The sequence below is a fragment of the Bacillus cereus group sp. BcHK124 genome (genome assembly GCF_027712065.1).
Classification (GTDB): domain Bacteria; phylum Bacillota; class Bacilli; order Bacillales; family Bacillaceae_G; genus Bacillus_A; species Bacillus_A pacificus.
In genome coordinates, this window is the sequence record NZ_JAQFPJ010000021.1 from 55,341 (window position 1) to 81,836 (window position 26,496).

The following is a 26,496-nucleotide window of genomic DNA, read 5'->3' on the forward strand; positions in this document are numbered from 1 at the left end:
TCATTTTAAGTTAATATAAGTTTATTTTCAAGTTACTTTAAGCGTTATTATGTAAAAATACCTAGATTTTTAAGTTAATTTAAGTTACTTAAGCGAGAGGCTTTATTTGGTGCCTTTATAAATATTGTTTAATTCAATATAACAAGTCCCATAAACGACCGTTTTTGGTTGTAGAAAAGAGATTATCTAAAAATATTCAAAAACTACTTAAAACACATAACCAAAAATATAACCAAAATCAAATTACTAATATATCTATTTAAATACCCTTTTTGGTATAGTAAATGTATTAAGTAAGGGGGGATTTGTGTTGAAATTTGGATATGCACGGGTAAGTACGCAAGATCAGTCATTGTCATTACAACTGGATGCTTTGAACCATTATGAAGTGGAACAGATTTTTGAAGAAAAAGAATCAGGTAAGAGGAAAAACCGTCCTCAATTGGACGAGCTACTTAAAGTTCTGCGTAAGGGCGACACAGTAGTTGTCTACAAATTAGATCGTATCAGTCGAAGTACCAAACATTTAATTGAACTCATGGAGCAGTTTGAAGCTAAGGGAATTCATTTCGTGTCTATTCAAGATAAAATTGACACAACAACAGCTATGGGGCGATTCTTTTTCAGAATGTTAGCCAGCATAGCCGAATTAGAACGGGACATCATTAGTGAACGAACTAAAGATGGACTGGTAGCTGCTAGAGCTAGGGGAAGAAATGGAGGTAGACCGAAGGTTGAACCTAAAAAAATCATGCTTGCCATGAAGATGTATGAAAGTAAAGACTACTCCTTATCTCAAATTAAAGAAGCCACAGGAATAGGAGCAACAACGTTATATCGTTACTTAGGAACGAAAGAAAAATCTGGCAAGGAGGTATAACATGAGAGGGAAAGAACTGTTAACCTCCGATCAGCGAAATATGTTTGTGTCTATTCCCGATGATATGAATGAGCATGACATAGAAATGCACTATACTTTTACCTCAGAAGATCTTGGATTTATTAATAAGCACCGAAGAGACCATAATCGCTTAGGGGTTGCTTTACAGCTCGCTGTCCTTCGGTATCCGGGTTGGACTTTATTTCAGATTAAAGACATTCCCAGCCCAATACTCGATTATATTGCAAAACAAATTGATGTCTCCCCTCAAGAATATACCCAGTATGCAAAACGGGTAGCAACTCGAAATGAACATCTAGAGGAACTTCGGCAACATTATGGCTACCAAAACTTATCCTTTGGGGCATATCGAATAATTGCACAATTTACTCTTAAACTCGCTCTTGAGAACGGAAATACAGACTACTTGATTCGCTCAACAATTGAAGAATTGCGAAGACAAAAAGTAATTTTGCCAGCACTGACAACAATAGAAAGGATTGTATGGGAAGCTCGTCAACGGGCAGAAGAACGAATTTTTAAATCTATCATCTCTACATTAAGTGAATCTCAAAAACAAAAGTTAGATCACTTACTTGATGTAAGTTCCACCAATTCAAAGACACCCCTTGCTTGGTTGCGAGAAGTTCCCGGTCAATCTTCTCCAGATGCCTTCTTAAAGGTTATAAAACGTCTTCAAGTCATACGAACTTTGCAACTTAATGTGGATATTAAAGAAATTCATCCAAATAGGGTCTTACAGCTAGCACGATTGGGTTCCAAATATGAACCCCGTTCATTCCGTAGATTTAAAGAGAATAAGAAATTTGCGCTTTTAGTTTTACACCTCCTACAACTTAGCCAAAACCTTACTGATCATGCCTTTGAGATACATGATCGGCAAATTAGCCTATTGTTATCAAAAGGACGTAAAGCTCAAGAAGAGATTCAGAGGTTAAATGGTAAATCAGTTAATGAAAAGGTTATTCACTTTGCAGATTTGGGAACAGCATTGATTCAAGCAAAAGAACAAGGGAAGGACCCATTTGAAGCCTTAGAAGCTATTATGCCTTGGGAGGACTTCGTAAACTCAATAGAAGAGGCGAAGCAATTATCACGCCCAATGGATTACGATTACTTAGACTTACTAAAATTTCGCTTTAACTACTTACGTAAATATACTCCAACATTGTTAGAAGCCCTAGAATTCACTTCTACAAAATCAGGAGAGCCATTGCTTCAAGCTATTGAGACCATTAAAGAGATGAACAAAAATAATAAACGAAAAATTCCAGAAGGAGCTCCTTTGGACTTTATCTCGAATCGCTGGCAAAAGCACGTTTATGATGATGATGGTAATATAAATCGCCAATATTATGAGATGTCTGTTCTTACCGAGTTAAGAAATCTTGTACGCTCAGGTAACGTTTCTATTAAAGGAAGTCGTCAGCATCAAGATTTTGATAATTATTTAGTGACAAAAGAAGCATGGGAGCAAAACAAGCACCTTAATGGACTTACCGCACCACCTTCTGTTGATGAATACTTAAAATTGAAAATAGATGCATTACATAATCGGCTTGAATGGATTAAAGCGAATATCACAGAATTAGATGGGGTTAATTTTGAAGACGGACGGCTGCATCTCCATCGTTTGGAGAAAAACGTTCCAGAAACAGCACGAGAATATAGTTTATCTCTATATCAACTGATACCTCATGTGAAGTTGACAGATTTGCTTATGGAAGTAGCAAGTTGGACGGGATTCGAAAAGCAGTTCCTCCATGCTTCTACGCTGAATCCACCGAAAGAAGAAGAAAAGCCTGCGATCATGGCAGCGATTATGGCTATGGGAACAAACATCGGTCTTACTAAGATGGCAGAAGCGACACAAGGGGTTTCTTACCGGCAAATGTCCACAGCCTCACAATGGCGTTTATATGAAGATGCTATGAATAAAGCACAAGCCGTTATGGTGAATTTTCAACACCAGTTAAACTTGTCGTCGTACTGGGGCGATGGTACAACTTCTTCTTCAGATGGAATGCGTGTTCAAGTAGGAGTTTCATCCTTACACGCTGATGCAAATCCACATTACGGCACAGGGAAAGGAACAACCATTTATCGGTTTGTTAGTGACCAATTTTCTAGCTTCTATACGAAAGTGATTAATACAAACGCAAGAGACGCTGTTCATGTTATAGATGGTTTATTGCATCATGAAACCGACTTGCATATTGAAGAACATTATACAGATACGGCTGGTTATACGGATCAAGTATTCGGATTAACTAATTTGTTAGGATTTCGATTTGCCCCAAGACTACGAGACCTTGCAGATTCAAAACTTTATTCATTTGAAAAACCAGACCAATATCCAGAAATGGAGAAGTTGCTTCGTGGAAGAATTAACACCAAGATCATTCAGGAAAATTATGATGATGTATTAAGGTTGGCACATTCCATTCGTAAAGGAACGGTCTCTGCTTCTCTCATTATGGGGAAATTAGGTTCTTATTCTCGTCAAAATAGCCTTGCGACAACTTTAAGAGAGATGGGTCGCATAGATAAAACCTTGTTTATATTAGATTATATTTCTAGCGAAACATTGCGTCGGCGAATTCAACGTGGATTAAATAAAGGAGAAGCTATGAATGCATTGGCACGAGCTATTTTCTTTGGGAAACATGGGGAACTTAGAGAAAGAGCATTACAAGATCAATTACAGCGTGCCAGCGCCTTAAACTTAATTATTAATGCTATTAGTATTTGGAATACCGTGTATCTATCACAAGCAATTGAACATTTTAAAAATACAGGAAAGTATCAAGAGGAATTGCTCCCACACATATCACCATTAGGATGGGAACATATAAACTTTCTAGGAGAATATTCATTTATACCTGAGATTTTGAACTCAATACATTCCCTACGTCCACTTAGGGTTTTCATATCCAAAAAATGTCTTAGCGTATAATATCCGCGTTTTGTCGGCAGTACCCCTATTAGTAGATAGAGAGAGAAAGTCCTCACTCGCAATGAATAGAGAATGGGCTTATGTATATGAAATGGTTTTACTTAGAAGTAACGGGACGATTAAAAAACAGGAATTGTTATCTAGGCTTGAAGATCATAAGAGGAGTAAGATAATCAAGACAATTGAGATGAAGGTCTTATGTGGTATATTAACTTACTACACTATGTATGATTTAGAAAAATACAATTCTCTGTTCGAGTATGCTGAGATGTTACTTCCGGATATAAAAGCAATTACCGATAGTTTTATTCAGTCATCTTATTTAGGTAGGATTAAAGAAGGATTAGCGTATGCCTATTTAGTGCAAGATAACCTTGAAATGTCTAGGAAATTGTGTCAGGAGATTTTAGCGATAGATGATCCTAAAGATTGTTTCCGCCTTTTAAGAGCATCAGCTCTTGCTTATATAGCAGAGTCATATACCTTTGATTGTTATGATAGTGCATCTTGGTATATGAAGAAGGCACTAAAACAGTTAGGACCATGTAACTTTGAAAGGGAAAAACAAAGAAAGCAATCGATTCTTAACACATATGCTTTTATTAAGTTAGTTAATAAGCAAGAATTGGAGAATATTGATATATATCATTCTGCAGAAAAATCTTTTTTAGAGATTATTAAGGGAAACCACAAAAATGCAGTTGATATTTTAAGTGAATTAGAAAAGAAAAATGGTACGCTAACACCAATGCAATATTGTTATTTAGGAATAGCAAAGAATGATATTTCATTAATTGAAAAGTCAATTGTGCTACTAGAGTGTGCTGGTAATAGGTTCTATTGTAGATTCCCTAAAAAAATAGTGGTAGAATTTAATGGGAATGGTATAATGTACGAAGGTGGTGCTATATGAAGAAAATATTATTTTTATTAACAAGTATCGTTTTAGCGGCAGGAATTGTTTACACCGCTGCTGGTAGTAAAGAGCAACCAAACAAATTAGTAAAAAAAGATTCAGAACAATTATTAGCTAGAATGGCTGACCCTGGAAGTGGGATGGGTTAAGCTTTAAATAATTCGAATGCGATTGTCTCAGTAGAGGCAATCGCATTTGTTGTTTTTAGGGATATTTCCTAAATATCGATTTCGAAATTCGTGAAATGTATGTGAAAAATTCACAAATAGAAAATGAGAACTGAAAAGGAATTTTAACTCCTAAAATCGACACATCAAATCGAGTTTCTTCCTATTATATATACTTACTAAAATAATGACTTTCCGATATCTATTGTGGCCAAGTTTTGACGTCTTGTACGTTCTCTTAAATAACGTTCTGTCGTCATAATAGACTCATGCCCTAAATAGTCCCTTATTTTTTTTAGTTCTATACCCTTTTCCATTAAGTAATTAGCCATGAAATGCCTACAAGTGTGAGGAGTAATTCTATCCTGTCGATAACGCAGAAAATCTAAATTTGTTTCTTCAATTTTTTTTGCCACAAGAGAAGATAGATAGTCCGCTCGATAATTAGTTCCATCAGCTTTAGGAAGGAAAGCGGAGGTATTCGATGCATCTAGTTCTATTGTTTGTTTACGTAAACTTCGAACATGGTATAAATCATCCAACGTGTCTTCAAAGATACGAACTTCCCTACTTTTATTCCCTTTACCAACTACACGAAGTAGATAGGCATTTAAAGATGAATGAAAGACCAAATCTGCCCATTTAGCAGTTGCGATTTCTTCAATTCGTAGTCCTGTTGTAGTTAATAAGAAAAATATAGTGTAAACAAAATAGTTGGATTTTTTTAGTTCATCTAATATCTGGGTAACTTCTTCTGGATAAAGGTCACGATTGACTAGCTCTTCTTTTTTTATGGATACTTTTTTAAGGCGACTACTAAAGTTGTCTGAGAGTCCATTATTATCATACACGTATTTTAAAAATTGCTGAACCACTGTTTTCTTTCGACGTAATGTAGTGGCAGCATATTTCTTACTTAATTCATAGAAGTAGATTTCCATATCATTATGGGATAGCTCCTGGATGGTTCCAATGGTTTCTTTTATGTAACGAAGAAAATGAGAAAGATCGTGCAGATACTGTTGTTTTGTTCGCTCACTTCTTTTTTTCGTTAAAGAAGGCTCATCATGTAAAAATAAATAAACTAATGATTCTTCACTTAATTGGGAGTAGTCAATATTACGGATACCCAAACCCATAATTTTTTCGAAATGGCTGCTATCAAAAAAATCCGATTTAGATTTTACAAGTTGATTATTATGTTCGTAATTTATAATATTCAAATTTACACACACCTTTTAATAGAATGAAAAGATACACATATATTTTTATAAAATTTTATGATTCTAATTATACCACAATAAATACATAATTTATTGTGGTATAGAATGAAATGTTTAAATATATTTTTTACCTTATTATTTAACGTTTCTGTTTAGATAATGTATAATGGAAATATTTAATTGATTTTTTTGTACACTTCAATCCAAATGCGGTAGGAGGAGATTTTTTTGACTAGTCTTCGTCTGAAAATTTTACAAGAAATCCATAATTTAGAAGATACCCATTGTTCAATTTGCCCTCTGAACAACCTATCAGTGAATTGTACAGATGAGCAAGAACAGGCAAAACAGAGAAACTACAAACATTGTAAAGGTTGTCCATTTTCGATTCCATCCGAGAGAAAGGAGAGCAATTGAATTCTTTATCGAAAAAGAGTACATTTAATAAGGTACGAGAACGTTATATGGAGAATCCATTTAAGTATCTGCAGTATAAGGAGTACTCAATTACAGATGTAGTAAAAGAAACAGGTTTAACAAAGTATCAACTAAGAAAATTTAAACAACAGCTAGAATGAAAGTTTCGGACGAGGTGAGAAATGGACTATTTATCTTTAGAAGAGGTATGCGATAGGGTAGGTTTAACAAAAAATCAATTAGGCTATTTAATTAAGTATAAACAGATCGAACCTATCAATCTGGCTACCTGGAAAGCAGATGGCGGATATCGCTTTGAACAAGAAGATGTAAAAAAGTTAGAGGAATTATACAAAGACTCTTTAACATTAAAAGAAGCAGCTGAATTTCTAAATAAGTCTAAGACTTACGTTCATAATGCCGCTAAAGACGGGATATTGCCCTTTAAAGAGATTGCTAAAGGGAAATCTACTGAACGATTGTACTTAAAAAAGGATTTGGAAGTTTTCAAAGAAAAAATTGAAAACCGTTCAAAAGAGGAATCGAAAGAAAAAAAGCAGCATTTAAGTCTCTATCTTGATGAAAAAGTAGTAGAAGCAATAAAGAAAAAGGCTGCAAAGAAGGGGTATAATGGCTACAAGAAGTTTGCTGAAGACATTTTATCTGCAGAAGTAAAAGAAGAAATAGAAGAATAGAATCCCAGAAAGAATAGATCCCTAAAAAACGAAAAACGTTATAAGGGGTCTATTTTTGTTTTTAAGAAACTTTACAACTATCGAATCTTATTGTATTGCTGATATAACCAACGCTCTTTATAAACGAATTTGAGAGCCCCTTTTTTGAGTGTGCTCCAAAAAAATTCTCTTAAAATACAAAAAAAGTAACATATATACTATATATAGAGAATTTTGGAATTGGTGATGAGAAATTTAAGACGATTTTATTCAAGGTAAAAAAAGCACTCGAATTGAGTGCTTTTTTTATCATTTATCTGGTACATAACATGTGTTGTTATCCATATGGCATTTTTCTATCTTTGTTTTAGTATTTCCTTTTTTATCTCTGTAAAAAATTTTAACTGTCCCCTTGGCGCCATTATAATCAAATTCATATGCATTAGGGTATTTGTCTCTAACCCATATTAATCCTGAACCAGCACTTGCCGGCATTGCAGAAATAAGTAATGAAGATGTTAAACTTAGCGCCCCAACTATCTTTTTAATTTTTGACTTTGACATAAATAATCCCCCTTATTATTTTATTAACTTATTAGAATAATGTAACTAATAGGTTAATAAAATGGTAACATATACCACAGGTGTTTAAAATCTTTAAAACTTGATAAATAAATATTATAAAATTCAAAAAAATTACTATTTCTAATAAAATTTATGGTTAAGTGTGAAAACCTTCGAGTAAACATATTTTAATTATAGTAAACTAGATTATTCAAAAATGAATGTATCATTGTGGATTCTCTATTTAAATGAATAGGAATATGATAAAATAGGAGTATAACTGTATATCGTGTGAAGGTGGGCTTGTTATTATCCCTTCTTTCCATTTGGAAGGAAAGGGGGTGATATAACATGGAATTTTTGTTTGAACTTTTAAAAGAAATTGCAAGAGCAGTTGTGCGTGAGGTTTCAGCATACGCACTGAAAAAGCAATTCGAAAAAAAAGACAACAAAAAACCCGCGCTTCACCGACCAAAGTACAAGCGTGGGTCTAAAAGAAAAAGATAATGCATAATAACAGCCACCTTGACAGTAGCAGTTATGGGACGGGATGTTGACGCATCTCGTCTTTTTTAGTTTATGCAATTCAGTTAAGTACTATACTTAATATATATTGGATATGCATTCAATATATATCTAATCTACAGTAAACATACCATATTTTTATTTTTTGGTCAATAAATGAAGAAAATAGAACTAATAGAGGAATGAGAGGTTTCTATATTCTTTCATTAAGTGCATGTTATTTTTAAATTTAATGGGGGGCTACATGATGAGCGAATTAGTACAGTTCGTAATGATTAATCTAAAGAATTCAGAATCAGATTTTGATTTCGAAAGTTATACGAAAAAACTTCTGGAGAACATCAAAAAAGATTTGAGGACAAATGATTTTAATTTTTTTTCGGCCAATACTAAAACTAGAAAATGCGCAATTGTGATAGATAATATAAATGAATTTATTATCTCATTTACCTATATCAGGTCAAATACAATTTCACAATTAAAAGTAGAAATATCTGGAGATTATTGGACGCATCTAGATCCGAATCTACATAATTTAAAAACCAAGTTAAAAGATTTAATGCTAGTTGAATGGGAAGAATGTCTGTGGCTACAAGATATACAAGCTGAAAGGTTTTCAGATATATTATACGGCGAGGTTCATAAAGTAGAGAACGCATTAAGAAGATTAATTAATACAATTCTATTCTATAATTTAGGTGGAAATTGGTGGGAAACATATATGCCTACCAAGCTCGTTCAAGGATATAAAGAAAGAGATGAACAATTTAAAGGGCGTTCACATAGTTTTAAAAATATACATACAAGTTTAATGTCTATAGATACCGGAGATTTAATAAGTATTTTGACCTTTAAAACACATAAAGTAAAAGAAGTTAACTTATTCGCTTCTCCAAATACAGACAATCCGGACATTCGAAAATTCCAATATATTATGACTGATTTATTAAATGGACAAAAATTAGATATGCATAAAAAAAAATTAACAGGTATTTTAGAGGATACATTGGAAGTAGATAAGGACTTTGGTAAAGAATTCTTTGAGCCATGGTTTTCTTGTGATTTAGATAGATTTATAGGCAAGTGGAAAGGCTTTTGTGAGGATAGAAATCACGTAGCCCATAACAAATTAATAGATATAAAGCTGTTTAAAAAATACAAAAAAATCATGGAAGAGTTATTAGGAATAATTACAGAAGCCGAAAAAAAATTCAATAATCATTTAGATTCGGAAATGGAAAAATATCTTGAAAAACTAGAAGAACAAGAAGTTATGCAAATGATGGGCGATAATGAAGCAGAACTTCATTATCGTAGAAGAATACGTGAAGAAGCAGCAGTAGAAATTCTAGATGAAGATGAAATCCTAGAAAAGTTTAAAGCGATAGTCTCTGAAGCGTTTGGTAATTTACAAGAAATGTTATATTATCGTAGTGACATCGAGTTAGAATTTGAAGAACAAAATTTATTAAATAATGAAAAAGCGTTCGAAATCACCCATAATTACTTTGATTGTACATTACACATGGCAACAGAAGTAGCACTTGATAGTTCTGAATGTGGTGAAAGTACAGTGAACTTTATATTATTTTATAACAACACTCCGCAAACTACCTTTAAAATCACGTTTACAAACGGGAGTTCATACTTTGATGATGATCAAGGAACATATATGCCAGACAATGAGGCAGAGCTTGATATTGACGACCTCGAAATAATTGAAACTGAAATTTCCTATTTTATGAAGAATTATATGCCTGAAATAGAAGAAGATGACATAGCATCCTTTCCTTGTGAACAATGTAATAAATATAGCATCAACTTATCAGAAGATAACGGATTTGAAATAGGTACTTGCCTATATTGCGAGCATCCTAATCATGTAGGGAAATGTATGAAATGTGGAAAAACATTGAATTCCCCTACGGATAAAGTATGTGATGAGTGTTGGGAAGAAATCAAGGAAGATTAATATTTCAGATAAAAGTTGCAACTATCGTTGTAACTTTTATCTTTTTTAGGAACGGATATTTTCAAATGATAACCATTAATGAAATAATGATATGTTATAATTTTCATAATATATATGCAAAGAAGGGATGGAATGAGCACACAAATTAAGGTAACACCGGAACAATTAGAACAAGCTGCTAAAACCGTAAGAAATACGAGGTCGTCATTAGAATATATACATAAAGATTTATACTCTCAAACTGAATATATAGCTTCTCAGTGGAGCGGAGCAAGCAGTGATCGTTTCTATCAGATGTTTAATGAAGCAAAGCCAATGATGTTTAACATCTTGCAAGAATTAGATAAAATCGCAGTAGAATTAGAACGTGCAGCTGTTAAATTCCGAGAAGCGGATGAATTGTATGGCGGAAATTTAGTTGACTCTGATATTCAAGAAGGAGCCATGTGCGGAAAACTCCCTCCAAAATCAGAAGAGTCTTTTTTCAATAAAAAAGATTTAAATGCTGCGTGGACTGGTATTTCTAATGGGTTTGTAGATGGTGCAGTGGATGCGTGGGAAGGACTGATATCCTTAGGTGATAAAGAAACCTGGCTTAATATGCGAGATGCGATTGTAAACTATAGGGAGACTATTCCTGCTGCATGGAATACTGTATCAGATACATTTATGAATAAATTTTGGAATGGGGATCTGGAAAGTAGAGAGCATTATGTAGCTTATGGTATAGCAACGTTAGGACTCGGGCTTCTGGGTGATAAAGGTCTTAGTAAAGCAGGACAAGTTGGAAAGGTAGCTGCTATTACAGGTTTTACTAAAGGAAAATCACTTGTAATTAATTCTCCGGCATATAGAAATGCACTACATATATTAAACAACTATGAATTCAAGGTTGGAAACCACCTTTCATATGCGGGAGTCGGTAGTATTAAACAGTACTTACAGAAAGCAGCTCCATATACTTATGAGGGTCCAAATGGTCCGAAAACAATAAGATTAAGATTGGGTGAGCTAGCGGGGGATAAACATCCAGTTACAGGCATTCCGTATGATTTAGATGGTTTTCCTATCTTTAAACCCGTTTCTGAAGTTAAATTAAAAGAAGCTGATTTTAAAAAGTCTAGACCAACACATGATAGAATATGTAGTAAAGCATTATACGAACAAATAATGAAAGACCCTAAATTAGCTGCAAAATTCACAGAAGAAGAAATAGAGTTATTTAAACTAGGTGAGGTACCAGAAAATTATACATGGCATCATCATCAAGAAGCAGGACGAATGCAACTTGTTGATTATGAAACACATAGGAAAACAGGCCACACTGGTGGATATAAAATTTGGGGAAAAGACAGCGATAAGTAAGGAGGATTATATATGAGCAACGTTACTTGGATTGGAGTAAATAAAAAAGAAATTACAGATGAAAACATCCAGAAAGTAGAACAATATTTTAACATAAAATTCCCTATGGATTTTGTGGAATGTGTAAAAAAATATGATAGTGGTTATCCAAGACCAAAAATATTTGATGTACCTGGACAGGATGAGAATGTATTTAGTAAGCTTTTAACTTTTGATTTAGAAAGTAGAAATTCAATCATTCAAGTTTATAATGATATAAAAGATAGATTAGCAAATAAAGTATATCCTTTTGGCAAGGATTCATTTGGGAATCATCTATGTTTTGATTACCGTAACAGTCCTGAATCACCAACAGTAGTATTTTGGGAGCATGAGGAGGATAACATAGAAGAAGCAATATATCCTGTTTGCTCAACATTCACAGAATTACTTGCTAGTCTACGTGATTTTGAAGAAGATTGAGGAAGTAAAAAAAACGGCCTAGAATTCTAGACCGTTTTTTTATGATTTACTAATTTTCCAACCATCATCCGTTTTCTCTAGTTCAATTACGATTACCTTTTTAGGATTATCTTTATATACAGCATCAACAGTTACTGTAGCAATTTCATTTTTCTCTTCGACTTTTCGAATTTTATAGCTTTTAAGATCCTTGCTAACTGATTTCATTAGGTCTGCATTTCCGCCCACAAAAGCAACGATTTTCTTCGCTTCAGGAGTGAATAACTCGCCAAAATCTTTAACATTTCCTTCTTTTGCATCTTCGAAATACGCTGTAGCAACTTCTTCAGGGTTACGATTATTTCCACATGCTGCAAGTGCTGAAATTGATACTATCATTACCAGCGTTAACATGATCATACGCACAAATTTGTTTTTCATTCAAACCACTCCTTATATATAACGTAATTTCAACTCTTATAAAGAGCTAAATCACTTGTATAAGTATATAATAATTAAAACCGTAAAACTATATATGTTTAAATATAATTTTTATGATGTTATTATTAAAAAGATGAGCAGCAGGGGAATCTACCTATTACTATAATATTGATTTCCGTTATATACATTAGTATAATAATGAAGTCAGCGTTATAGGGGTATAACAGACGACATTCATTTTTAAAATCATAAAATCGGATTCACTTATATGAAAGATAAAAGCTCTCCCATTCACAGGAGGGCTTTTATCTTTTTTGAACTATAAGCATATTCATAAAAATTAGAGTTAAGGCTTTCTTTATATAGATTACTTTTGTGAAAACTTCCCAAAAAATTTACAGTAACTCCATACAAAACACATATATCGTATATATAATATATTTGTAGATACTAACATTAAGAAAAAACGTTAAATGCAATTTTAGAGTGTACTATTTATCCATTTACAATGTAGTAAAAATTAAATGACTTAAGTAGAAGAGAGGATGATTAACAATGGGACAAGTGTTTATTGATGAAAAAGGACCACAAGAAACAATCAGAATTCCAAATACATACCGTGACGATAGAAGAATAAATCTAGGTGATGATTTAATGCGTTCTTATGTAGCCGATGTACTTTATATTCCAGAAGATTCCCTAGAAAATGTTAACAAAAAATACCTGGAACTGGTTGAAAACTATAGAAGCGGACAAAAAAATAAAGTTGAGAAAGAGCTAAAAGGAATTGATATTCTAAAAGGCAATTTCAATTTCGGCGTTGCAAGTATGAAAGAAGTAAATAGTAGTTTTTATTTAAATTTATTTAACATGCTACTAGATGCAAATGTCTCTAACTTACTATTTTCAGTAAATAAAATGTCGATGGTTATTGATGCTAGACTTACACAGTGGATTCTCCAACTGGAAGCAAAAAGATTTATCGACTCTGCTATTTTGTTTAAATACAGTCTCACAAAATATTGTGAATTAGAAGCATCTGAAGAGGTTATTAGAAATCTTTTTGATCCAGAAAAAACAATCAATGAAATACTATACTCTATTCAAAAAGATTTGAAAGAATTTGTGGCAAAACATAAGAATATTGCTAGAATGAGGAACCAAATAGCATATTACAAAAAAATGATAAAGGACATTGGGAATGGGAAGAAATTAGCTAATGATGTGGTATTTGAAAAAGTATCATTTGACTGGGAAAAGGTAAGCTCTGATGTTGATTTATGGTTAAGTGAGAATAAGTTACACGGTATATGGGAACCTGAGCAATCTACACTAATTCTTGATCAGGGAATACCTTCTAAGCCATTTGAGAATATTGGGTTTGGCAATATAATGGAAGAGAAGGATTCTAAAGAATTTGTTGGATTACAATTAGCAGATATGCTAGTGGTGATAACAGGAAGCTACATTTCTAAACTTGCATCTGCAGTTCGTTATGATAAATCAGAACCAGAAAAAACTAAGCACCTTGGTGCAGAATGGTTTGTACTAAAGGAGCATCAATTTGACCTAATATCGAAAATGACAGAGTTCCTTTTTGGAAATGATCATGTTTACAGTGTCATAGGAGATACTTATTTTGATGAAACTCACTTGTTTGAGATGTATTGTAGGTATATAAGTTCCTTTAGTAATTATGACAATTATGATAAAAAGAAGACTGAATTACATGTTAAAGATATGTTTATTTATCTTGCAGCTGCTACAAACGAAAAATGGGAATTAGGAGTACAAAACGAGCTTTTCGCAAGGAATATGTATGGAGATTATATGACTGGAATTAATGAGGGAGTAATACGGAAATTGTAAACTCTCGTAAAATGGATAATAAACCTGCCAGTAACTTAATGTTTCAATAGCAAAAAAGAACTTATAACCTTTATGTATTATGGTTTCTAAGTTCTTTTTTTGTTCTAAGGTAATTAAAATTCATTAGTATCCATTCTTATATAAAAGGTTCTTAATAGAATCTCAATACAAAAAAAGCTAGAATATAACAACCAGTCACACATGATTGACTAAAGACTTTTGTTTTACATAATAACCAATCTTTTTTTATGGCCATATAACGTCTAATTACCAATGCAAGCTGAAAAATAGAAGCAAGGCAACACATAAATAACAAAAACTCGATTAAAACTCTCATCATTGCACTCCTCCTTAGTAACTAAAAAAAGCAGGGTAGCTATGATTCCTGCAATATAAATAATAACACATATCCTTAAACTTTTTAATATATAAACATTAAAATAGTTAAATATAGATTCGGAAATTTATAATATCTACGTAATTCTAAAATTAGTAATAAACGGAAAACAACATAAAGTTTGCAATAAGCAAAGGAGCTTGGCAACTTAATTAGTTATGGTTTATGTAAAGTATTAATTCAAGTCTAATCTAATCTTACCTGTATACTTAATGACTTAAATATTATTACCTAATAATACTTTATTATTTTGTCCCGTCTAATAAATAGGCTACATTCAGACCATTACAAATTAAAACTTCATACAAACCACACATTAACTACACTACTAACACAAATTGATATTGTATAATTTAGTTATTATAATTCACAAAGAACATTCAAATATAATGATATTAGGTATTACAGAAGTTATATGACATTAGAAGAGAAGAGAACAAATAAGGGGAGAAGATACTATGACAAGTTTTGCGAATCAACACGTAGAAAATACGATTTTAGAAGAGGATGTAGAGCTTTTAAAGGTTATGGCACACCCAATGCGCTTAAAACTGATCAGTGAGCTTTCTAAACATAAAACACTAAATGTAACCCAAATGACCGAAATTTTAAACATTCCACAATCAACAGTTTCCCAACATTTATCTAAAATGAAAGGGAAGGTTATAAGAGGTAATCGTCAAGGATTAGAAATTTACTATAGCATTGAAAACCAAAAAGCCAAAGAAATTATGGGGTTATTAGGACCGTTACAATAAAATATTAGGACTACAATTTAAAAGTAAATTATTTAGAAAGCAAAACCCTCCTGATAATGGAGGGTTTTTATTTGTTAATTCATTAAAAAATAATCTCTTTATTCTAATGATATCAATAACTAAAATATGTCATAATGAACCTGTAAAAGAAAATGCCCCATCAACACTAATACGCCGCTGGAAGGGATATAGATGATAAAAAAAGTTATGATGATACAGCAAATAAAGTATACACATTGGGCTTATTTAAAAGAGGCACTAACGAATTTTTGGAATTACCGTTAATATACAAAAATGAAGAAAATTACAAATCGTTTCACTTACCATTAGCAGATCTGAATAAGATTTTATACAAAAAACTTTGTGAGTTCCTGGAAATTGATTATAATAAAAACGGTCCTTTTAAACCACTATATTTTTTCAAGGCTCTACATAACGCTATTCCAACAAAAGCTAATATTCTGCTTAAGGATAGATTGGCTTGTTCATATTCATATCCTACCAGTAAAGATAATGAACAAGACAAAATATATTTTCGCAGTTTCCTTAATAATGATTTAAATGGAAAAAAACGGAGTTTAGAAAATAAAGCGAAAACGGAAAAACTTTTACCCGATGCTCATAAGCTTATTGGTACAAGGAATATTTCCGTATGCTTCACGCGTACACCAAAAGATGAGCGAAAAGAAAAAGAAGAAATAAAGACTAAATTTAACAAACTCTAATCTCAAATATAACCCAAAAGAGCCTGGCACAAATGTCGGGTTCTTTATATATACCTACTACACACCCAATCACTAGTAGCTATAGACTAGCATATCTATCTTGTTTATTTTTTATATACTATATATTTAAACTTGTTACAGAGTAGAAAAGTAACCTACATTTAAACCTACACGTACCCATAAGATCACATGGATTTGCTTCTGTAATGTACAAAGACATGAATCTCTAAACTAAAATCTCATGAACAATCGTTGGAAAATAGTCCTTATCATAAACTTTGTAGGTACTTTCTTGTCTTAATAACGGGACATGAAAGTCTAAACTTTTTGTACTTAGGACAAGAAACTCTAAACTACTTAGCCAGCAATAATGCAATAAGAAGAAAGTTAATTTTCTCCTTATTGCATTATTACTATTAAAAAAGAACTTATAGGGGTCCCGTCAGGAAAATGCGGATTTACAACGCTAAGCCTATTTTCCTGACGATTCCCCCATTTTTACAACGTTAAGAAAGTTTTAATGGTCTTAAAGAATCTAACGAGACCACTTTCTCCGAATTAAAATGATATTCTCCTAGTAGATTAATATGTTCCCAACCTAGGGGTACGGCAACGATTCCTTCTTTTTGGAGCCACTCGCAAACGTAAAGCAAGAGGGGAAGTTATATAAATTGTCCCCGCTCTTGCTTAGATTAACCAGTTCCTTCAATTGGAATCGGTGATACAGGTATATCAAATTCAATATTTGGAGGGCGCCGATTAGAATCTAGTCGGTATTTCCCAAAGCGGTTTACATGAAATGTTAAATACGGACTCAGATCAGACAATACTTCCGCATCAATTTTATTTCCCTCTTGTATATATTCATGAAGAATCCGTGTAAGGTGAAATACATTGTAAAAAATTAAGCAATTAGCGATTAGATGATTGTATTTAATGATTTTTCTTTGACGCTCTCGATTATTTTCTGCAATGATTCCTTCACCACCAAAGAATAGCCATTTTGAAAACCCATTAAAAGATTCACTTTTATTTGTGGCTGCTTGAATTGTACTTCTCAATTTTTCATCTGATAGATACTTTAACAAAAATAAAGTGCGAATGGCACTACCTAACTCTCGAAAAGCTTGATATAACTTGTTCTTTTTACTATATGTATTTAACTTATTTAAAATCGTGGAAGGATGAATTCGTCCCATTTTAATCGACATTACTACACGTAACATATCTTTATAATGATTTCCAATCAAATTCCAATCAATTGAGTGTGAGAACAATCCATCAATATGTTGATAGGTAGACTCTTTACTTGGTCGCAAGAACTTTAAATCTTTCCAATTACGAATACGTGGCATAAGTTGAATCCCCAGTAAATAAGCTAACCCAAAAACAGGTGCATTTTGTCCTTGGGTATCAGCATGGAGAGTATCAGGTTGAATATCAGATTTATTTTTCATGAGAAGATCCAAAATATAAACACCTTCCCAGACACCACAAGGAATGAAGTGGCTAAATAAAGCGATATAAGTGTCGGAGACATGGTAATAACCAATTCCACCATATCCTCCATATCGAATATGATTTTCTGATAATAAATTTTTTTCATATAAATCCCACATTGTGCCATCAGCCGAAGCACTAGTTCCATTTCCCCAATATTTAGGTAATTTAAATCGATTATAGGCATTAATAATCCACTCAATGGCTTTTTGAATGTTTTCTTCTGTAATATGTCTTTCATTTATCCAAGATATATGTTTTCGATCTACACTTCCTAGAGAGCGTGCTGTTTGGGTGGGACCTAAATTACATCCATAACAAAAAGCAGTTGTCAAATAGCGTTCAGGTGGCTTTTCTAACTTTGCATCATGACCAGAAATCGGGCCGAAAAAACGAGTCCAGTTTAACCAATATTCTGTGTCTCCTAATAAATCTAATACATTAATGGGAACCAATTTTTCATCAATACGTTTTCGTACGGCTTTTAACAAAGGAGATACTCTTTTCTTTTTAGGTTTTGTGATAACTGGCTCACCATTACGTAGTGTGACAGCTTTGTTTTTTGGGAAAGAAACGTCTACACTTCTAGCCCTTTTTTCTAGTTTGTTGTAAACTTGCATTTTAAACTCTTGAGCAGTCGTAGGAAGTCCTGCTTGATTGCAAAAAGTAGCGACATTTTCTTGATATTCATCCCAAGAAATTAATTGTTTTCGATAATCTGCATATTTATCGCTTCCTTCTATATATAAGTCTCCAGACTTTAATTCCAACCAAATCTGAGAAAAAACACAGGCTTCAAAATGGCGCCGATGAATCTTTTCAGGAGGAGCGTTCCTTCTCTGATGTGGACGAATCCATCGCCACCATTTTTCAGGTATCCAGGAAAGGTCAACCACAGACGTTGTATGTGAATCAGCTTCATTATTTTTTTGATTAGTTAAGTCCATAATAGGAATCCATTCAGATTTCTTCATTTTATTTTTCACTAAAAATAAAATGGATTGTTCTAACCCTTTATTTTGGTTTGTTGATTTAAATTCTAACGTTTCTAATATTTTCATTAACTCTGCTCTACTGCTTTTTAAATGCTTCCATATAAATGAAAAGTAATTGTTTCCAGCATAAGCTAAATGATTTTCACAATCATCTAATACACGTTGACCAGAGGTTCCGCCAATTATATTTTCTAATTCTTGCACCTTTTCCTCTATCGATCCTTCGGACTGAAATGCAAGTACCGTATTATGTAGAATCGCAATTAAGTTATCAGTTTGTTTTTCTTTCTTTTTTTTCAATTCTTGAAGGGAACCTTCAGACTTTTTATGCGAACTAGCAATCCTCTTTATATACATTTCTCCAATATCATCAATAGTACTTGCAAATTGGACAGATAATAGTGAGACAGCTAATGTATATCTTTTATGCGCCTCCAATTCTTTCATTCGAGATGCATCTAATGTTTTAGCCTCAGCTGCTAATCTTTCAATTTTTGCAGGCGGAATGTGGAGACGTTGAAAAAAATCAGAACCTACATACCGTTCGTTGAGCCAGTTTTTTCGATGTATCCAGCGTCTTAATTGATATAAAGTGGGACGTCCAGGATCTTGTTTCACTACATTCCAATCAGAATAAGTAGAACCTTCCCTACTCTGAAACAATTGATCTATCTTTTGTTTTTCTTCAATTGTTAATGCATCTGAAATGGATTGATATAAAGTACGATATGCTTCAGCATGTACATGGTCTACAGCTTTTGTAAGTGTACTAAAAGCAGGAAGCTCATAGCTGTGTTTGACTAGCTCATCAATTGCAATATTAATGATATCGCTTTTTTCGTCCTTTTCCAATACAGATGTTTTCATAATATTAAACATGACTTGACGAGCTTGGTCATTAAACATTTTAGCTCGACGATATTCACGAATCATAGCGATTTGACGGATTCCTGTACCAGAACGATGATAAGAACTCCATTCTTCTCGCTCTGGTAGATTAAGCTTTGCTTTTCTCGCAATATGTTCAATAATAACTGGTGGAGTATCTCTGATTGGAAGAAAATAATTTAGACATTGGAATGTTTTTAGCATTGTTAATAGACCTAATTGCGAAAACGAGTTACGTGCTTTCTGTTTTGCCCATGAAATTTCACTTGAGCTGGGTGAAAAAAGTTTTTCTAATTCTGTAAAACTTGGACAACTCTTTAATCGGGGATAAGCTGTTTCTTGCATACTAACCATAACATATCTCCTTTATTAACTAGATGACATCTTATCAGCATACTGACAGGATAGCTGCTCTAGTCCGTAATGTTTTCCTGTTAAAAATATAATTTAATTTAAGTATCTTGCTCTTTTTTCAATTGTCGCTTAGCTCTTGTAAGTGTACTTTTCGAAATACCAGTCTTTTCTTCTACTTCTTTATAAGAATGATGATTGAGAAGAGATAAGGCGTGTTCGATTTGTTTTTTTTGATATTTTTTAGGTCGCCCTTCCCTAAAGTCCGCCCGTAATTTAGCAAGTGCTTTTCCCTCTTGCGTTCTTTCGACAATCATATCACGTTCAAATTCTGCAAATGCACTCATAATGTTAAAAATAAGTCTTCCAGTTGGAGTATTTTCAACTAAGCCCATATTTAAAATATGCACCTTTACTCCTTTTTCAAATAGATTCTTAATTGTATGAATCCCGTCTACTGTCGATCGTGCAAAACGATCCAATTTCGTAACAATTAAAGTATCTCCCTCTTTTAAGTTGGCCAATAACTTTTGAAATTCTGGCCGATCTGTTTTTGTTCCAGTATATTTTTCAGAATAAATAAAATCACAATTTTCTTTCTCTAATGTTGCTATTTGGTTTTCTAAATCTTGATTCAAAGTAGATACTCTTGCATAACCATACTTCACGAAAATGCACCTCTTTTTCATTTCACTTATGACTATAAGTTATGATACTAGTCAACACCCTTATTTTACTGAATCTTAAATTAGGGGTCAAAACTTGAAAGTTATGATACATAAAAATTTAGAGGAATTAAAAAATCCAATTTCTACATTTTTGAGAAATTGGATTTTTATTGACAAGATTAAATTGTAGAGTCTATTTATTCATTGGTTATTTTCTCTCTAATTATCTGTACAAATTCATTAAGATTTTTGCTTTGAATATTTTTGATGCCTACTCTTTCGTTTTTATTCCAAAAAAGTATACTAGGTACACCAAATAAATTCTTTTTCTCCTTCAGCTTTGATATATTTTCATAAAAATATTCATTAACCCATGCATCACCAACTAAATCAGGGCCGTAAAAGAATAATCTTTTATTTGTAGCAATTAATACTCCAGGGCGTACAGGATGCCTAAATTCAAAAACGTCTAAAGATCCATGTAAAAAATCTAGAACTTTTTCATCTGAAGATAATATTGTCTTGGCTTGGTCTAATATATTTTGCATTGTAGGACTCCTTTATTATCTAATATCAATTATTATATCAGAAAATTCATAGAATTTTAAATCGAATATACATAATATGCAATTTTGCATATTATGTATATTTTTTACAGAAAGCAATTGAAAGAATATTCATTATAGTTATATAATTCGAAATGTAACAACAATAAATCAATTTATATGGAGGAATAATTATGAAAGACTTAATCAAAGAATTAAACTTGGAAGAATTAGAGACTTTTGAAGGTGGACATGATGGAGTAAATTATATGCATCAACATGATGGTGGCGGCGCTGGTCGCGGTAGCGGTATCGGAACTGCTCAATGTGCATACTTTAAAGCACTGTGTTATTCAGGAGGTAGTGAATGGCTTGGTGGTTATGGTGGATGCGGTTCAACTCAAAATAATTGTGAATTAGCAAGAAAATACTGTTAATAATCTTCAGAAAATAAAGAAAAAATTTCGTTGTATAACGAGATTTTTTCTTTATTTTCACGAAATCAACAATCTAAGGAAGCGATAAATATATGAAATATATGAAATATATACATACAAAACAACACGGCGAATATGATTGTGGATTGGCTTGTATATCTTCAATCTTGAAATTTTATGGATATAACTATGGTATCAATTATTTAACAGATTTCACAGTAGTTAAAAAGGGGTATAACTTAAAAGATCTTTTGTCTGTACTTAGAAATTTTGAGTTTTTAACTTATAAACCTGTTGAGGTAGATAAGAACAGATTAGATATAGTGTTTGATAACATAAGCACACCTTGTATAGCTTTGGTAAATGAAAATAATGAGGGGCACTATATTGTTATTTACAAGAAGAAACGAGGGAAGCTTATAATAAGTGACCCAAAAAATAAACAAATTACAGCAATTAAAATGGATCACTTTTCAAAATCTTTTTCAGGGGTTTTATTAATGATTGAACCATGTTCGGAATTTCATAAACCTGCACAGATAATTAATACCAAAATAGATTTTGTCAAAAAACTTGTGAAGAAAAATATTCTCCAGCTAGGTATTGTATTTATTTTGTCTATATTATTTGTATTTCTTTCAGTTGCAAGTTCTTTTTGTATTCAATTCCTTGTTGATGAGATACTTCCTAGACATTTAGAATATTACCTATTTGTTTGGGGGCTATCTATGTTAGGGGTATTTATAATATCGATATGTTTTGATTACTTCCGGTCCTTATTTATTGTTAAAATGGCAAATAATATCGATAACAATATATCTAAAGACTACTTTAACCATATTGTTAAGTTACCCATCCGATTTTTTGAAAATAGAGAATCAGGGGACATTATCTCTCGTTTTAATGATGCATCTTATATTAGAAATATTGTGAGCACAAGTGTCATATCAGGAATATTAGATTTAATAATTATAATTGGAATTGGTTCTGTACTATATCGAGTGAACACTACATTATTTCTTACTACTCTAATTCCACTATTATTGCTAATATGTTTAACAGTACTTTTTTATGACCTTTTAAGTAAACGAAATAGAACTGTAATGGAAACAAAGGCAAATACAAATTCATTTCTAGTTCAATTTATAAAAAATATGCCTACAATATATGCACTAAATAAAAAACTATACTTTTTAAATAGCTTTAATACCGTATTTAAAAGTCAATTAAAAGCAATTCTAAAAGAGCAGTATGCAGCCAATAACAATGGGGCACTAAAAAAAATGATCCAAAGTTCTTCTACCGTATTAATATTGTGGGTTGGTGCACAACAAATTATGTCTGATGCTATGACTTTAGGAGAATTACTTTTCATTAATTCCTTATTAATGTTTTTAATGGGTTCCTTAGAAGGACTTATTGGATTACAATCACAATTGCAAAAAGCTTTTGTAGCAGGAAATCGTTTTTTGGATATTTTACAATATCCTGTTCATCCTGAAAAACAACAAGAACAGGAATCAAAAATCAAACATATTGAAATACAAAATCTGAATTTTAGTTTTGACACTTTCCGAAATATTATTGAGGGAGCGAACCTTATATTAAATGAAAATGAAAAAATATTGATTATTGGCGAAAGTGGTACAGGGAAAAGCACATTCGCAAAAACATTAACTAAACTTTACAAAGTAGAAAATAATACAATTTTTCTTAATGGAGTAGATATCAATAATATCAGTGAAGATACTATTAGAAAAAACATTGTCTATTTAAATGAACACCCATTTTTATTTAAAGATTCAATCAGAGAAAATTTATGTATGGGAGAAGATTTTAGTGATGTAGAAATTATGCAAGCTTGTAAAGTGGCTAATGTTCATGAGTTTATTTATTCATTACCAAATCAATTGGATTTTCATTTGAATGAGAATGCTGCTAACCTATCTACAGGCCAGAAACAAAGGTTAGCAATGGCTAGGGCCATTTTACATAGACCCAATATACTTATTTTAGATGAATCTTTAAGTAATGTAGATATAGATAACTTTAAGCAAATTCAGTCTAATTTAATGAGTATAAATTGCATGCTTATCTTCATAACACACAATCCCGAAAATGTTATATCGTATGATAGGAAATTCAAATTAGATAATAATAAAATAACAGAAGTAAGCAATCTTAAAGGTGCTATGGTGGTTGAATAAAGTATCCAGTAAAAATGTGATCATTAATAAAATCACATTTTCATTTAATATGATAACTGTAAGTTTTTATTTACAGTCTCCCCTTAAAAGTTGGAATTATAAAGGGGGGACTGTTAGTGAGACATTATTGTATGTCCAGTAATGATGCATAAAAATTAATAGGAATTAGTATTTTAAGGAGGATGAAGGATGAAAAAATGGATTTTCACTTTAGTTACACTTGTTTTAACAGCTGCCGTTGTATTTATCGTTATCAATTCAAATACTTTAGAAAAACCAGACTATAAAAATGTAAGTTTAAAAGAATATAAACAAAAAATAAGTTCTCAAAACTCTTATTTTATGTATGTTTATAAAACTTCTTGTGGTGTATGTCAAGAAATGAAGCCATCAATGAATAAAGTAATCAAACAGGAAAAGGCAGAGATTTTTGCTTTGAATGCTGAAGAACCAAGTAATTTGGATGGAGATTTTTTTGAACAGAATAAACTTAATAAATCACCTACCTTATTATACTACAAAGATGGAAAAGAGCTAGATCGCTTGGAGGGCTTCCATTCCACAGAGGAACTGAATACATTTGTACAAAAATATATGAAATAATTTAAAAGGGGTTATATAGTGGAAACATTAAACGACTTAGTAACTAGATTAGAACATTCGCACCCACATTCTTCTTTATTAAAAGATTTAAGTTTAATACAAGGAAATGAACAATATAACTATATTAATTGGGTAGGTTTAAGCAACAGTCAAAATTTAAATGAACTAGTTTTTCAATATGAAAAGGCACCGTATCCTTCAATTACTTGTGGAATACTTACTTATAATGAAGAGAGATGTATTAAAAGATGTTTAGATAGCCTTGGAAATCAATTTGATGAAATTCTTGTATTGGATTCTCATTCAACAGATAATACTACAAAGATCATTAACCGATATTTTCCAATGGTTAAAGTTGTATATGAGCCTTGGATTGATGATTTTTCCTTTCACAGAAATAAACTTATAAGTTTAACAAGTTCAGAGTGGATTTATTATATAGATGCTGATAACTATTGCGTCGATAGTACGAATAAATTTAAAAGAGTAGCCAAATTGATTCAATTTCTTTCTATAGATTGTATAATTAGTCCGATGATAAAAGAACATATTGGCCATGTATATACTGACAATAGAAAAATGTTTTCTGTAAAAAAAGGGATTCAATTCAAAGGAAAAGTTCATGAAGAGCCTATAAATGCTGATGGTAGTATTCCACAAAATATTACAGTGGATATCATGATTCGCCATGATGGGTATGATCCTGAAGTGATTAATCTGTCCGAAAAAAATGATAGAAATATAAAACTAACAAGACAAATGATGGAAGATGAACCCACTAATCCAAAATGGTTATATTTTTATGCTAAAGAATTACACTATGCGAATGAAGACATGCATATAATTGAAACAAATTTAATAAAAGCAATTGATTTATATAAGCAAAGTACATATAAGAGATATCAAGCTGAAGCAATATTATTATTATGTAATATTTTATTTCAAAAGAGACAAATCCGAAAGTTAAATGAATATCTTGATTTATTAGAAGAACTACAGCCGCTTTGTTCTGATGTGAATTACTATAGGTCACTTATTTTATTTTATGATATTCGATTAAAAACGGGAAAATTGTTAGATGCGCTAAAATTGAGTGAACTCGAAAATAACAAATATAGTTTTATTGATTCATCAAAAGATCACATTAAGGCATTGTTAATAGAGTTATATTGTTCTATAGATGATTGGGAAGGCGCATTTACGTTATTTGATGAACTTCAATCAACAGAGGCTAGAAATAAATTTTTACGTACAGTCAAAACAATAACTACTCATATCAACAAAAAAATATAAGGGAGGTTATTCAAATACTTAGATTATGTTTGTTTATTTCTCTTATTGCTACTTGTGGAAGTCTTTATTTCAGTGAAATTTTGGGTTTTACTCCTTGTAACCTATGTTGGTATCAAAGAATATTCATGTATCCATTAATATTTTTAATTATTATTGCAATGATAAAAAAGGATGATAATATCAAGTATTATATTCGTGTTTTATCGTTCTGTGGTATGATAATTGCTTTGTATCAATGTATCATACAGTATTTCGCTATAAAAAGTACTTTTTGTAGTTTTACAAGTAATGATTGCTCATCGATTCAGACCGTATATATGGGATTTTTAACTATCCCTCAAATGTCTTTAGGTGCTTTTATATTGATTTTTGTATGTTCATTTTATATTAATAATAAAAACTAATATTTCAACATAAGAATCTGTACCAAAAAAATCTTTTTGGTACAGATTCTTATTTTAGTTTTGTAAGTGGCTCCAAAAAGAAGAAATCGTTGCCGTACCCCAACCTAGAGGCGACATATGGTGTAATAATTCTTCATTAAAACTACCAGACTGTTTTTGATATTCAACTGCTTTAGTTAGATGTAAGGTATTCCAAATACTAATAGCATTGATGATTATGTTTAAAGCACTGGCTCTTTGCAATTGATGTTGTATAGTCCGTTCCCTAAGCTCACCTTGTTTTCCGAAGAAAAT

21 protein-coding genes and 4 pseudogenes are annotated in these 26,496 nt (G+C 32.0%); 18 read left to right on the forward strand and 7 right to left on the reverse strand.

The features are described 5' to 3' along the window. The first annotated feature begins 310 nt into the window (after window positions 1-310). From PDK19_RS22570 to PDK19_RS22585, 4 genes and pseudogenes are all read left to right on the forward strand, one after another. Window positions 311-880 (forward strand): recombinase family protein, encoded by a 570-nt coding sequence (locus PDK19_RS22570; protein ID WP_000668444.1) that lies wholly within the window; start codon window positions 311-313, stop codon window positions 878-880. A 1-nt stretch (window position 881) separates the two neighbouring features. Continuing rightward, window positions 882-3,857 carry a Tn3 family transposase gene (locus tag PDK19_RS22575; protein WP_001214174.1) on the forward strand — a complete coding sequence of 992 codons (2,976 nt, stop codon included), beginning with the start codon at window positions 882-884 and terminating at the stop codon, window positions 3,855-3,857. Between the two features lie 10 nt (window positions 3,858-3,867). Continuing rightward, window positions 3,868-4,770, forward strand: a pseudogene (locus PDK19_RS22580) (AimR family lysis-lysogeny pheromone receptor); the annotation flags it as partial. Then, complete coding sequence (locus PDK19_RS22585) at window positions 4,767-4,922, forward strand: hypothetical protein (RefSeq protein WP_000721811.1); 156 nt, start codon at window positions 4,767-4,769, stop codon at window positions 4,920-4,922. The pseudogene PDK19_RS22580 and the gene PDK19_RS22585, both read left to right, overlap by 4 nt. Window positions 4,923-5,119: 197 nt before the next feature. Here the strand turns inward: PDK19_RS22585 and PDK19_RS22590 are convergent, their stop codons facing one another. Next, window positions 5,120-6,163, reverse strand: coding sequence for a tyrosine-type recombinase/integrase (locus PDK19_RS22590; protein WP_001021542.1), 1,044 nt, complete (start codon window positions 6,161-6,163; stop codon window positions 5,120-5,122). A gap of 228 nt (window positions 6,164-6,391) precedes the next feature. Here PDK19_RS22590 and PDK19_RS22595 point away from each other — a divergent pair. Together PDK19_RS22595 and PDK19_RS22600 are read left to right on the forward strand one after the other, a co-directional pair. Next, window positions 6,392-6,741, forward strand: a pseudogene (locus PDK19_RS22595) (transposase). A gap of 21 nt (window positions 6,742-6,762) precedes the next feature. Then, window positions 6,763-7,275, forward strand: a complete 513-nt coding sequence (locus tag PDK19_RS22600; RefSeq protein WP_000386116.1) for a helix-turn-helix domain-containing protein — start codon at window positions 6,763-6,765, stop codon at window positions 7,273-7,275. A 288-nt stretch (window positions 7,276-7,563) separates the two neighbouring features. On the opposite strand, the gene PDK19_RS22605 is transcribed toward PDK19_RS22600, so the two are convergent. Next, on the reverse strand, window positions 7,564-7,818 hold the full coding sequence (locus tag PDK19_RS22605) for a hypothetical protein (RefSeq protein WP_000045596.1): 255 nt from the start codon (window positions 7,816-7,818) through the stop codon (window positions 7,564-7,566). A gap of 351 nt (window positions 7,819-8,169) precedes the next feature. Between PDK19_RS22605 and PDK19_RS22610 the strand changes: the two genes are divergently transcribed. The 4 genes from PDK19_RS22610 (at window position 8,170) to PDK19_RS22625 (ending at window position 12,142) form a co-directional block, all read left to right on the forward strand. Continuing rightward, a complete protein-coding gene (locus PDK19_RS22610; RefSeq protein WP_000394773.1) occupies window positions 8,170-8,325 on the forward strand; it encodes a hypothetical protein in 156 nt (51 codons plus the stop codon). Between the two features lie 262 nt (window positions 8,326-8,587). Continuing rightward, complete coding sequence (locus tag PDK19_RS22615) at window positions 8,588-10,315, forward strand: hypothetical protein (RefSeq protein WP_002163384.1); 1,728 nt, start codon at window positions 8,588-8,590, stop codon at window positions 10,313-10,315. Between the two features lie 132 nt (window positions 10,316-10,447). After that, window positions 10,448-11,680, forward strand: coding sequence for a WXG100 family type VII secretion target (locus PDK19_RS22620; protein WP_000107157.1), 1,233 nt, complete (start codon window positions 10,448-10,450; stop codon window positions 11,678-11,680). Window positions 11,681-11,692: 12 nt separating this feature from the next. Then, window positions 11,693-12,142 carry an SMI1/KNR4 family protein gene (locus PDK19_RS22625; protein ID WP_000073371.1) on the forward strand — a complete coding sequence of 150 codons (450 nt, stop codon included), beginning with the start codon at window positions 11,693-11,695 and terminating at the stop codon, window positions 12,140-12,142. 39 nt (window positions 12,143-12,181) lie between these two features. Here the strand turns inward: PDK19_RS22625 and PDK19_RS22630 are convergent, their stop codons facing one another. Next, complete coding sequence (locus tag PDK19_RS22630) at window positions 12,182-12,562, reverse strand: DUF4878 domain-containing protein (protein ID WP_000790845.1); 381 nt, start codon at window positions 12,560-12,562, stop codon at window positions 12,182-12,184. 555 nt (window positions 12,563-13,117) lie between these two features. Between PDK19_RS22630 and PDK19_RS22635 the strand changes: the two genes are divergently transcribed. The 3 genes and pseudogenes from PDK19_RS22635 to PDK19_RS22645 form a co-directional block, all read left to right on the forward strand. Next, window positions 13,118-14,431, forward strand: a complete 1,314-nt coding sequence (locus PDK19_RS22635) for a hypothetical protein (protein ID WP_000531859.1) — start codon at window positions 13,118-13,120, stop codon at window positions 14,429-14,431. Between the two features lie 855 nt (window positions 14,432-15,286). After that, window positions 15,287-15,586: an ArsR/SmtB family transcription factor gene (locus PDK19_RS22640; protein ID WP_000200275.1), complete on the forward strand. Its 300-nt coding sequence runs from the start codon at window positions 15,287-15,289 to the stop codon at window positions 15,584-15,586. A 182-nt stretch (window positions 15,587-15,768) separates the two neighbouring features. Then, a pseudogene (locus PDK19_RS22645) lies at window positions 15,769-16,311 on the forward strand (DUF6037 family protein); the annotation flags it as partial. Window positions 16,312-17,003: 692 nt separating this feature from the next. Here PDK19_RS22645 and PDK19_RS22650 read toward each other — a convergent pair. From PDK19_RS22650 to PDK19_RS22660, 3 genes are all read right to left on the reverse strand, one after another. Then, window positions 17,004-20,048 (reverse strand): Tn3 family transposase, encoded by a 3,045-nt coding sequence (locus tag PDK19_RS22650; protein WP_046648580.1) that lies wholly within the window; start codon window positions 20,046-20,048, stop codon window positions 17,004-17,006. Window positions 20,049-20,146: 98 nt separating this feature from the next. Then, window positions 20,147-20,713: a recombinase family protein gene (locus PDK19_RS22655; protein ID WP_046648578.1), complete on the reverse strand. Its 567-nt coding sequence runs from the start codon at window positions 20,711-20,713 to the stop codon at window positions 20,147-20,149. A gap of 197 nt (window positions 20,714-20,910) precedes the next feature. Further along, window positions 20,911-21,261: a PH domain-containing protein gene (locus PDK19_RS22660; protein WP_046648576.1), complete on the reverse strand. Its 351-nt coding sequence runs from the start codon at window positions 21,259-21,261 to the stop codon at window positions 20,911-20,913. A 191-nt stretch (window positions 21,262-21,452) separates the two neighbouring features. Here PDK19_RS22660 and sunA point away from each other — a divergent pair, with 191 nt between their 5' ends. From sunA to PDK19_RS22685, 5 genes are all read left to right on the forward strand, one after another. Then, on the forward strand, window positions 21,453-21,695 hold the full coding sequence (gene sunA, locus PDK19_RS22665) for a sublancin family glycopeptide (RefSeq protein ID WP_046648574.1): 243 nt from the start codon (window positions 21,453-21,455) through the stop codon (window positions 21,693-21,695). A gap of 92 nt (window positions 21,696-21,787) precedes the next feature. Continuing rightward, window positions 21,788-23,902 (forward strand): peptidase domain-containing ABC transporter, encoded by a 2,115-nt coding sequence (locus tag PDK19_RS22670; RefSeq protein WP_052760947.1) that lies wholly within the window; start codon window positions 21,788-21,790, stop codon window positions 23,900-23,902. Between the two features lie 189 nt (window positions 23,903-24,091). After that, complete coding sequence (locus tag PDK19_RS22675; RefSeq protein ID WP_046648572.1) at window positions 24,092-24,505, forward strand: thioredoxin family protein; 414 nt, start codon at window positions 24,092-24,094, stop codon at window positions 24,503-24,505. A gap of 18 nt (window positions 24,506-24,523) precedes the next feature. Next, window positions 24,524-25,798 carry a SunS family peptide S-glycosyltransferase gene (locus tag PDK19_RS22680; protein ID WP_048533119.1) on the forward strand — a complete coding sequence of 425 codons (1,275 nt, stop codon included), beginning with the start codon at window positions 24,524-24,526 and terminating at the stop codon, window positions 25,796-25,798. A 29-nt stretch (window positions 25,799-25,827) separates the two neighbouring features. After that, window positions 25,828-26,202, forward strand: coding sequence for a disulfide bond formation protein B (locus PDK19_RS22685; protein WP_225991074.1), 375 nt, complete (start codon window positions 25,828-25,830; stop codon window positions 26,200-26,202). A 99-nt stretch (window positions 26,203-26,301) separates the two neighbouring features. On the opposite strand, the pseudogene PDK19_RS22690 reads toward PDK19_RS22685, so the two are convergent. Next, a pseudogene (locus PDK19_RS22690) lies at window positions 26,302-26,496 on the reverse strand (Tn3 family transposase); the annotation flags it as partial.

Excerpts from the sequence above, each read along its gene's own strand:
- PDK19_RS22635 (WP_000531859.1), top strand. The coding sequence starts at position 13,118 with ATGGGACAAGTGTTTATTGATGAAAAAGGACCACAAGAAACAATCAGA.
- sunA (WP_046648574.1), top strand. The coding sequence starts at position 21,453 with ATGAAAGACTTAATCAAAGAATTAAACTTGGAAGAATTAGAGACTTTT.
- PDK19_RS22615 (WP_002163384.1), top strand. The coding sequence starts at position 8,588 with ATGATGAGCGAATTAGTACAGTTCGTAATGATTAATCTAAAGAATTCA.
- PDK19_RS22640 (WP_000200275.1), top strand. The coding sequence starts at position 15,287 with ATGACAAGTTTTGCGAATCAACACGTAGAAAATACGATTTTAGAAGAG.
- PDK19_RS22605 (WP_000045596.1), bottom strand. The coding sequence starts at position 7,818 with ATGTCAAAGTCAAAAATTAAAAAGATAGTTGGGGCGCTAAGTTTAACA.
- PDK19_RS22625 (WP_000073371.1), top strand. The coding sequence starts at position 11,693 with ATGAGCAACGTTACTTGGATTGGAGTAAATAAAAAAGAAATTACAGAT.
- PDK19_RS22670 (WP_052760947.1), top strand. The coding sequence starts at position 21,788 with ATGAAATATATGAAATATATACATACAAAACAACACGGCGAATATGAT.
- PDK19_RS22620 (WP_000107157.1), top strand. The coding sequence starts at position 10,448 with ATGAGCACACAAATTAAGGTAACACCGGAACAATTAGAACAAGCTGCT.
- PDK19_RS22630 (WP_000790845.1), bottom strand. The coding sequence starts at position 12,562 with ATGAAAAACAAATTTGTGCGTATGATCATGTTAACGCTGGTAATGATA.
- PDK19_RS22675 (WP_046648572.1), top strand. The coding sequence starts at position 24,092 with ATGAAAAAATGGATTTTCACTTTAGTTACACTTGTTTTAACAGCTGCC.
- PDK19_RS22600 (WP_000386116.1), top strand. The coding sequence starts at position 6,763 with ATGGACTATTTATCTTTAGAAGAGGTATGCGATAGGGTAGGTTTAACA.
- PDK19_RS22650 (WP_046648580.1), bottom strand. The coding sequence starts at position 20,048 with ATGGTTAGTATGCAAGAAACAGCTTATCCCCGATTAAAGAGTTGTCCA.
- PDK19_RS22585 (WP_000721811.1), top strand. The coding sequence starts at position 4,767 with ATGAAGAAAATATTATTTTTATTAACAAGTATCGTTTTAGCGGCAGGA.
- PDK19_RS22575 (WP_001214174.1), top strand. The coding sequence starts at position 882 with ATGAGAGGGAAAGAACTGTTAACCTCCGATCAGCGAAATATGTTTGTG.
- PDK19_RS22610 (WP_000394773.1), top strand. The coding sequence starts at position 8,170 with ATGGAATTTTTGTTTGAACTTTTAAAAGAAATTGCAAGAGCAGTTGTG.
- PDK19_RS22660 (WP_046648576.1), bottom strand. The coding sequence starts at position 21,261 with ATGCAAAATATATTAGACCAAGCCAAGACAATATTATCTTCAGATGAA.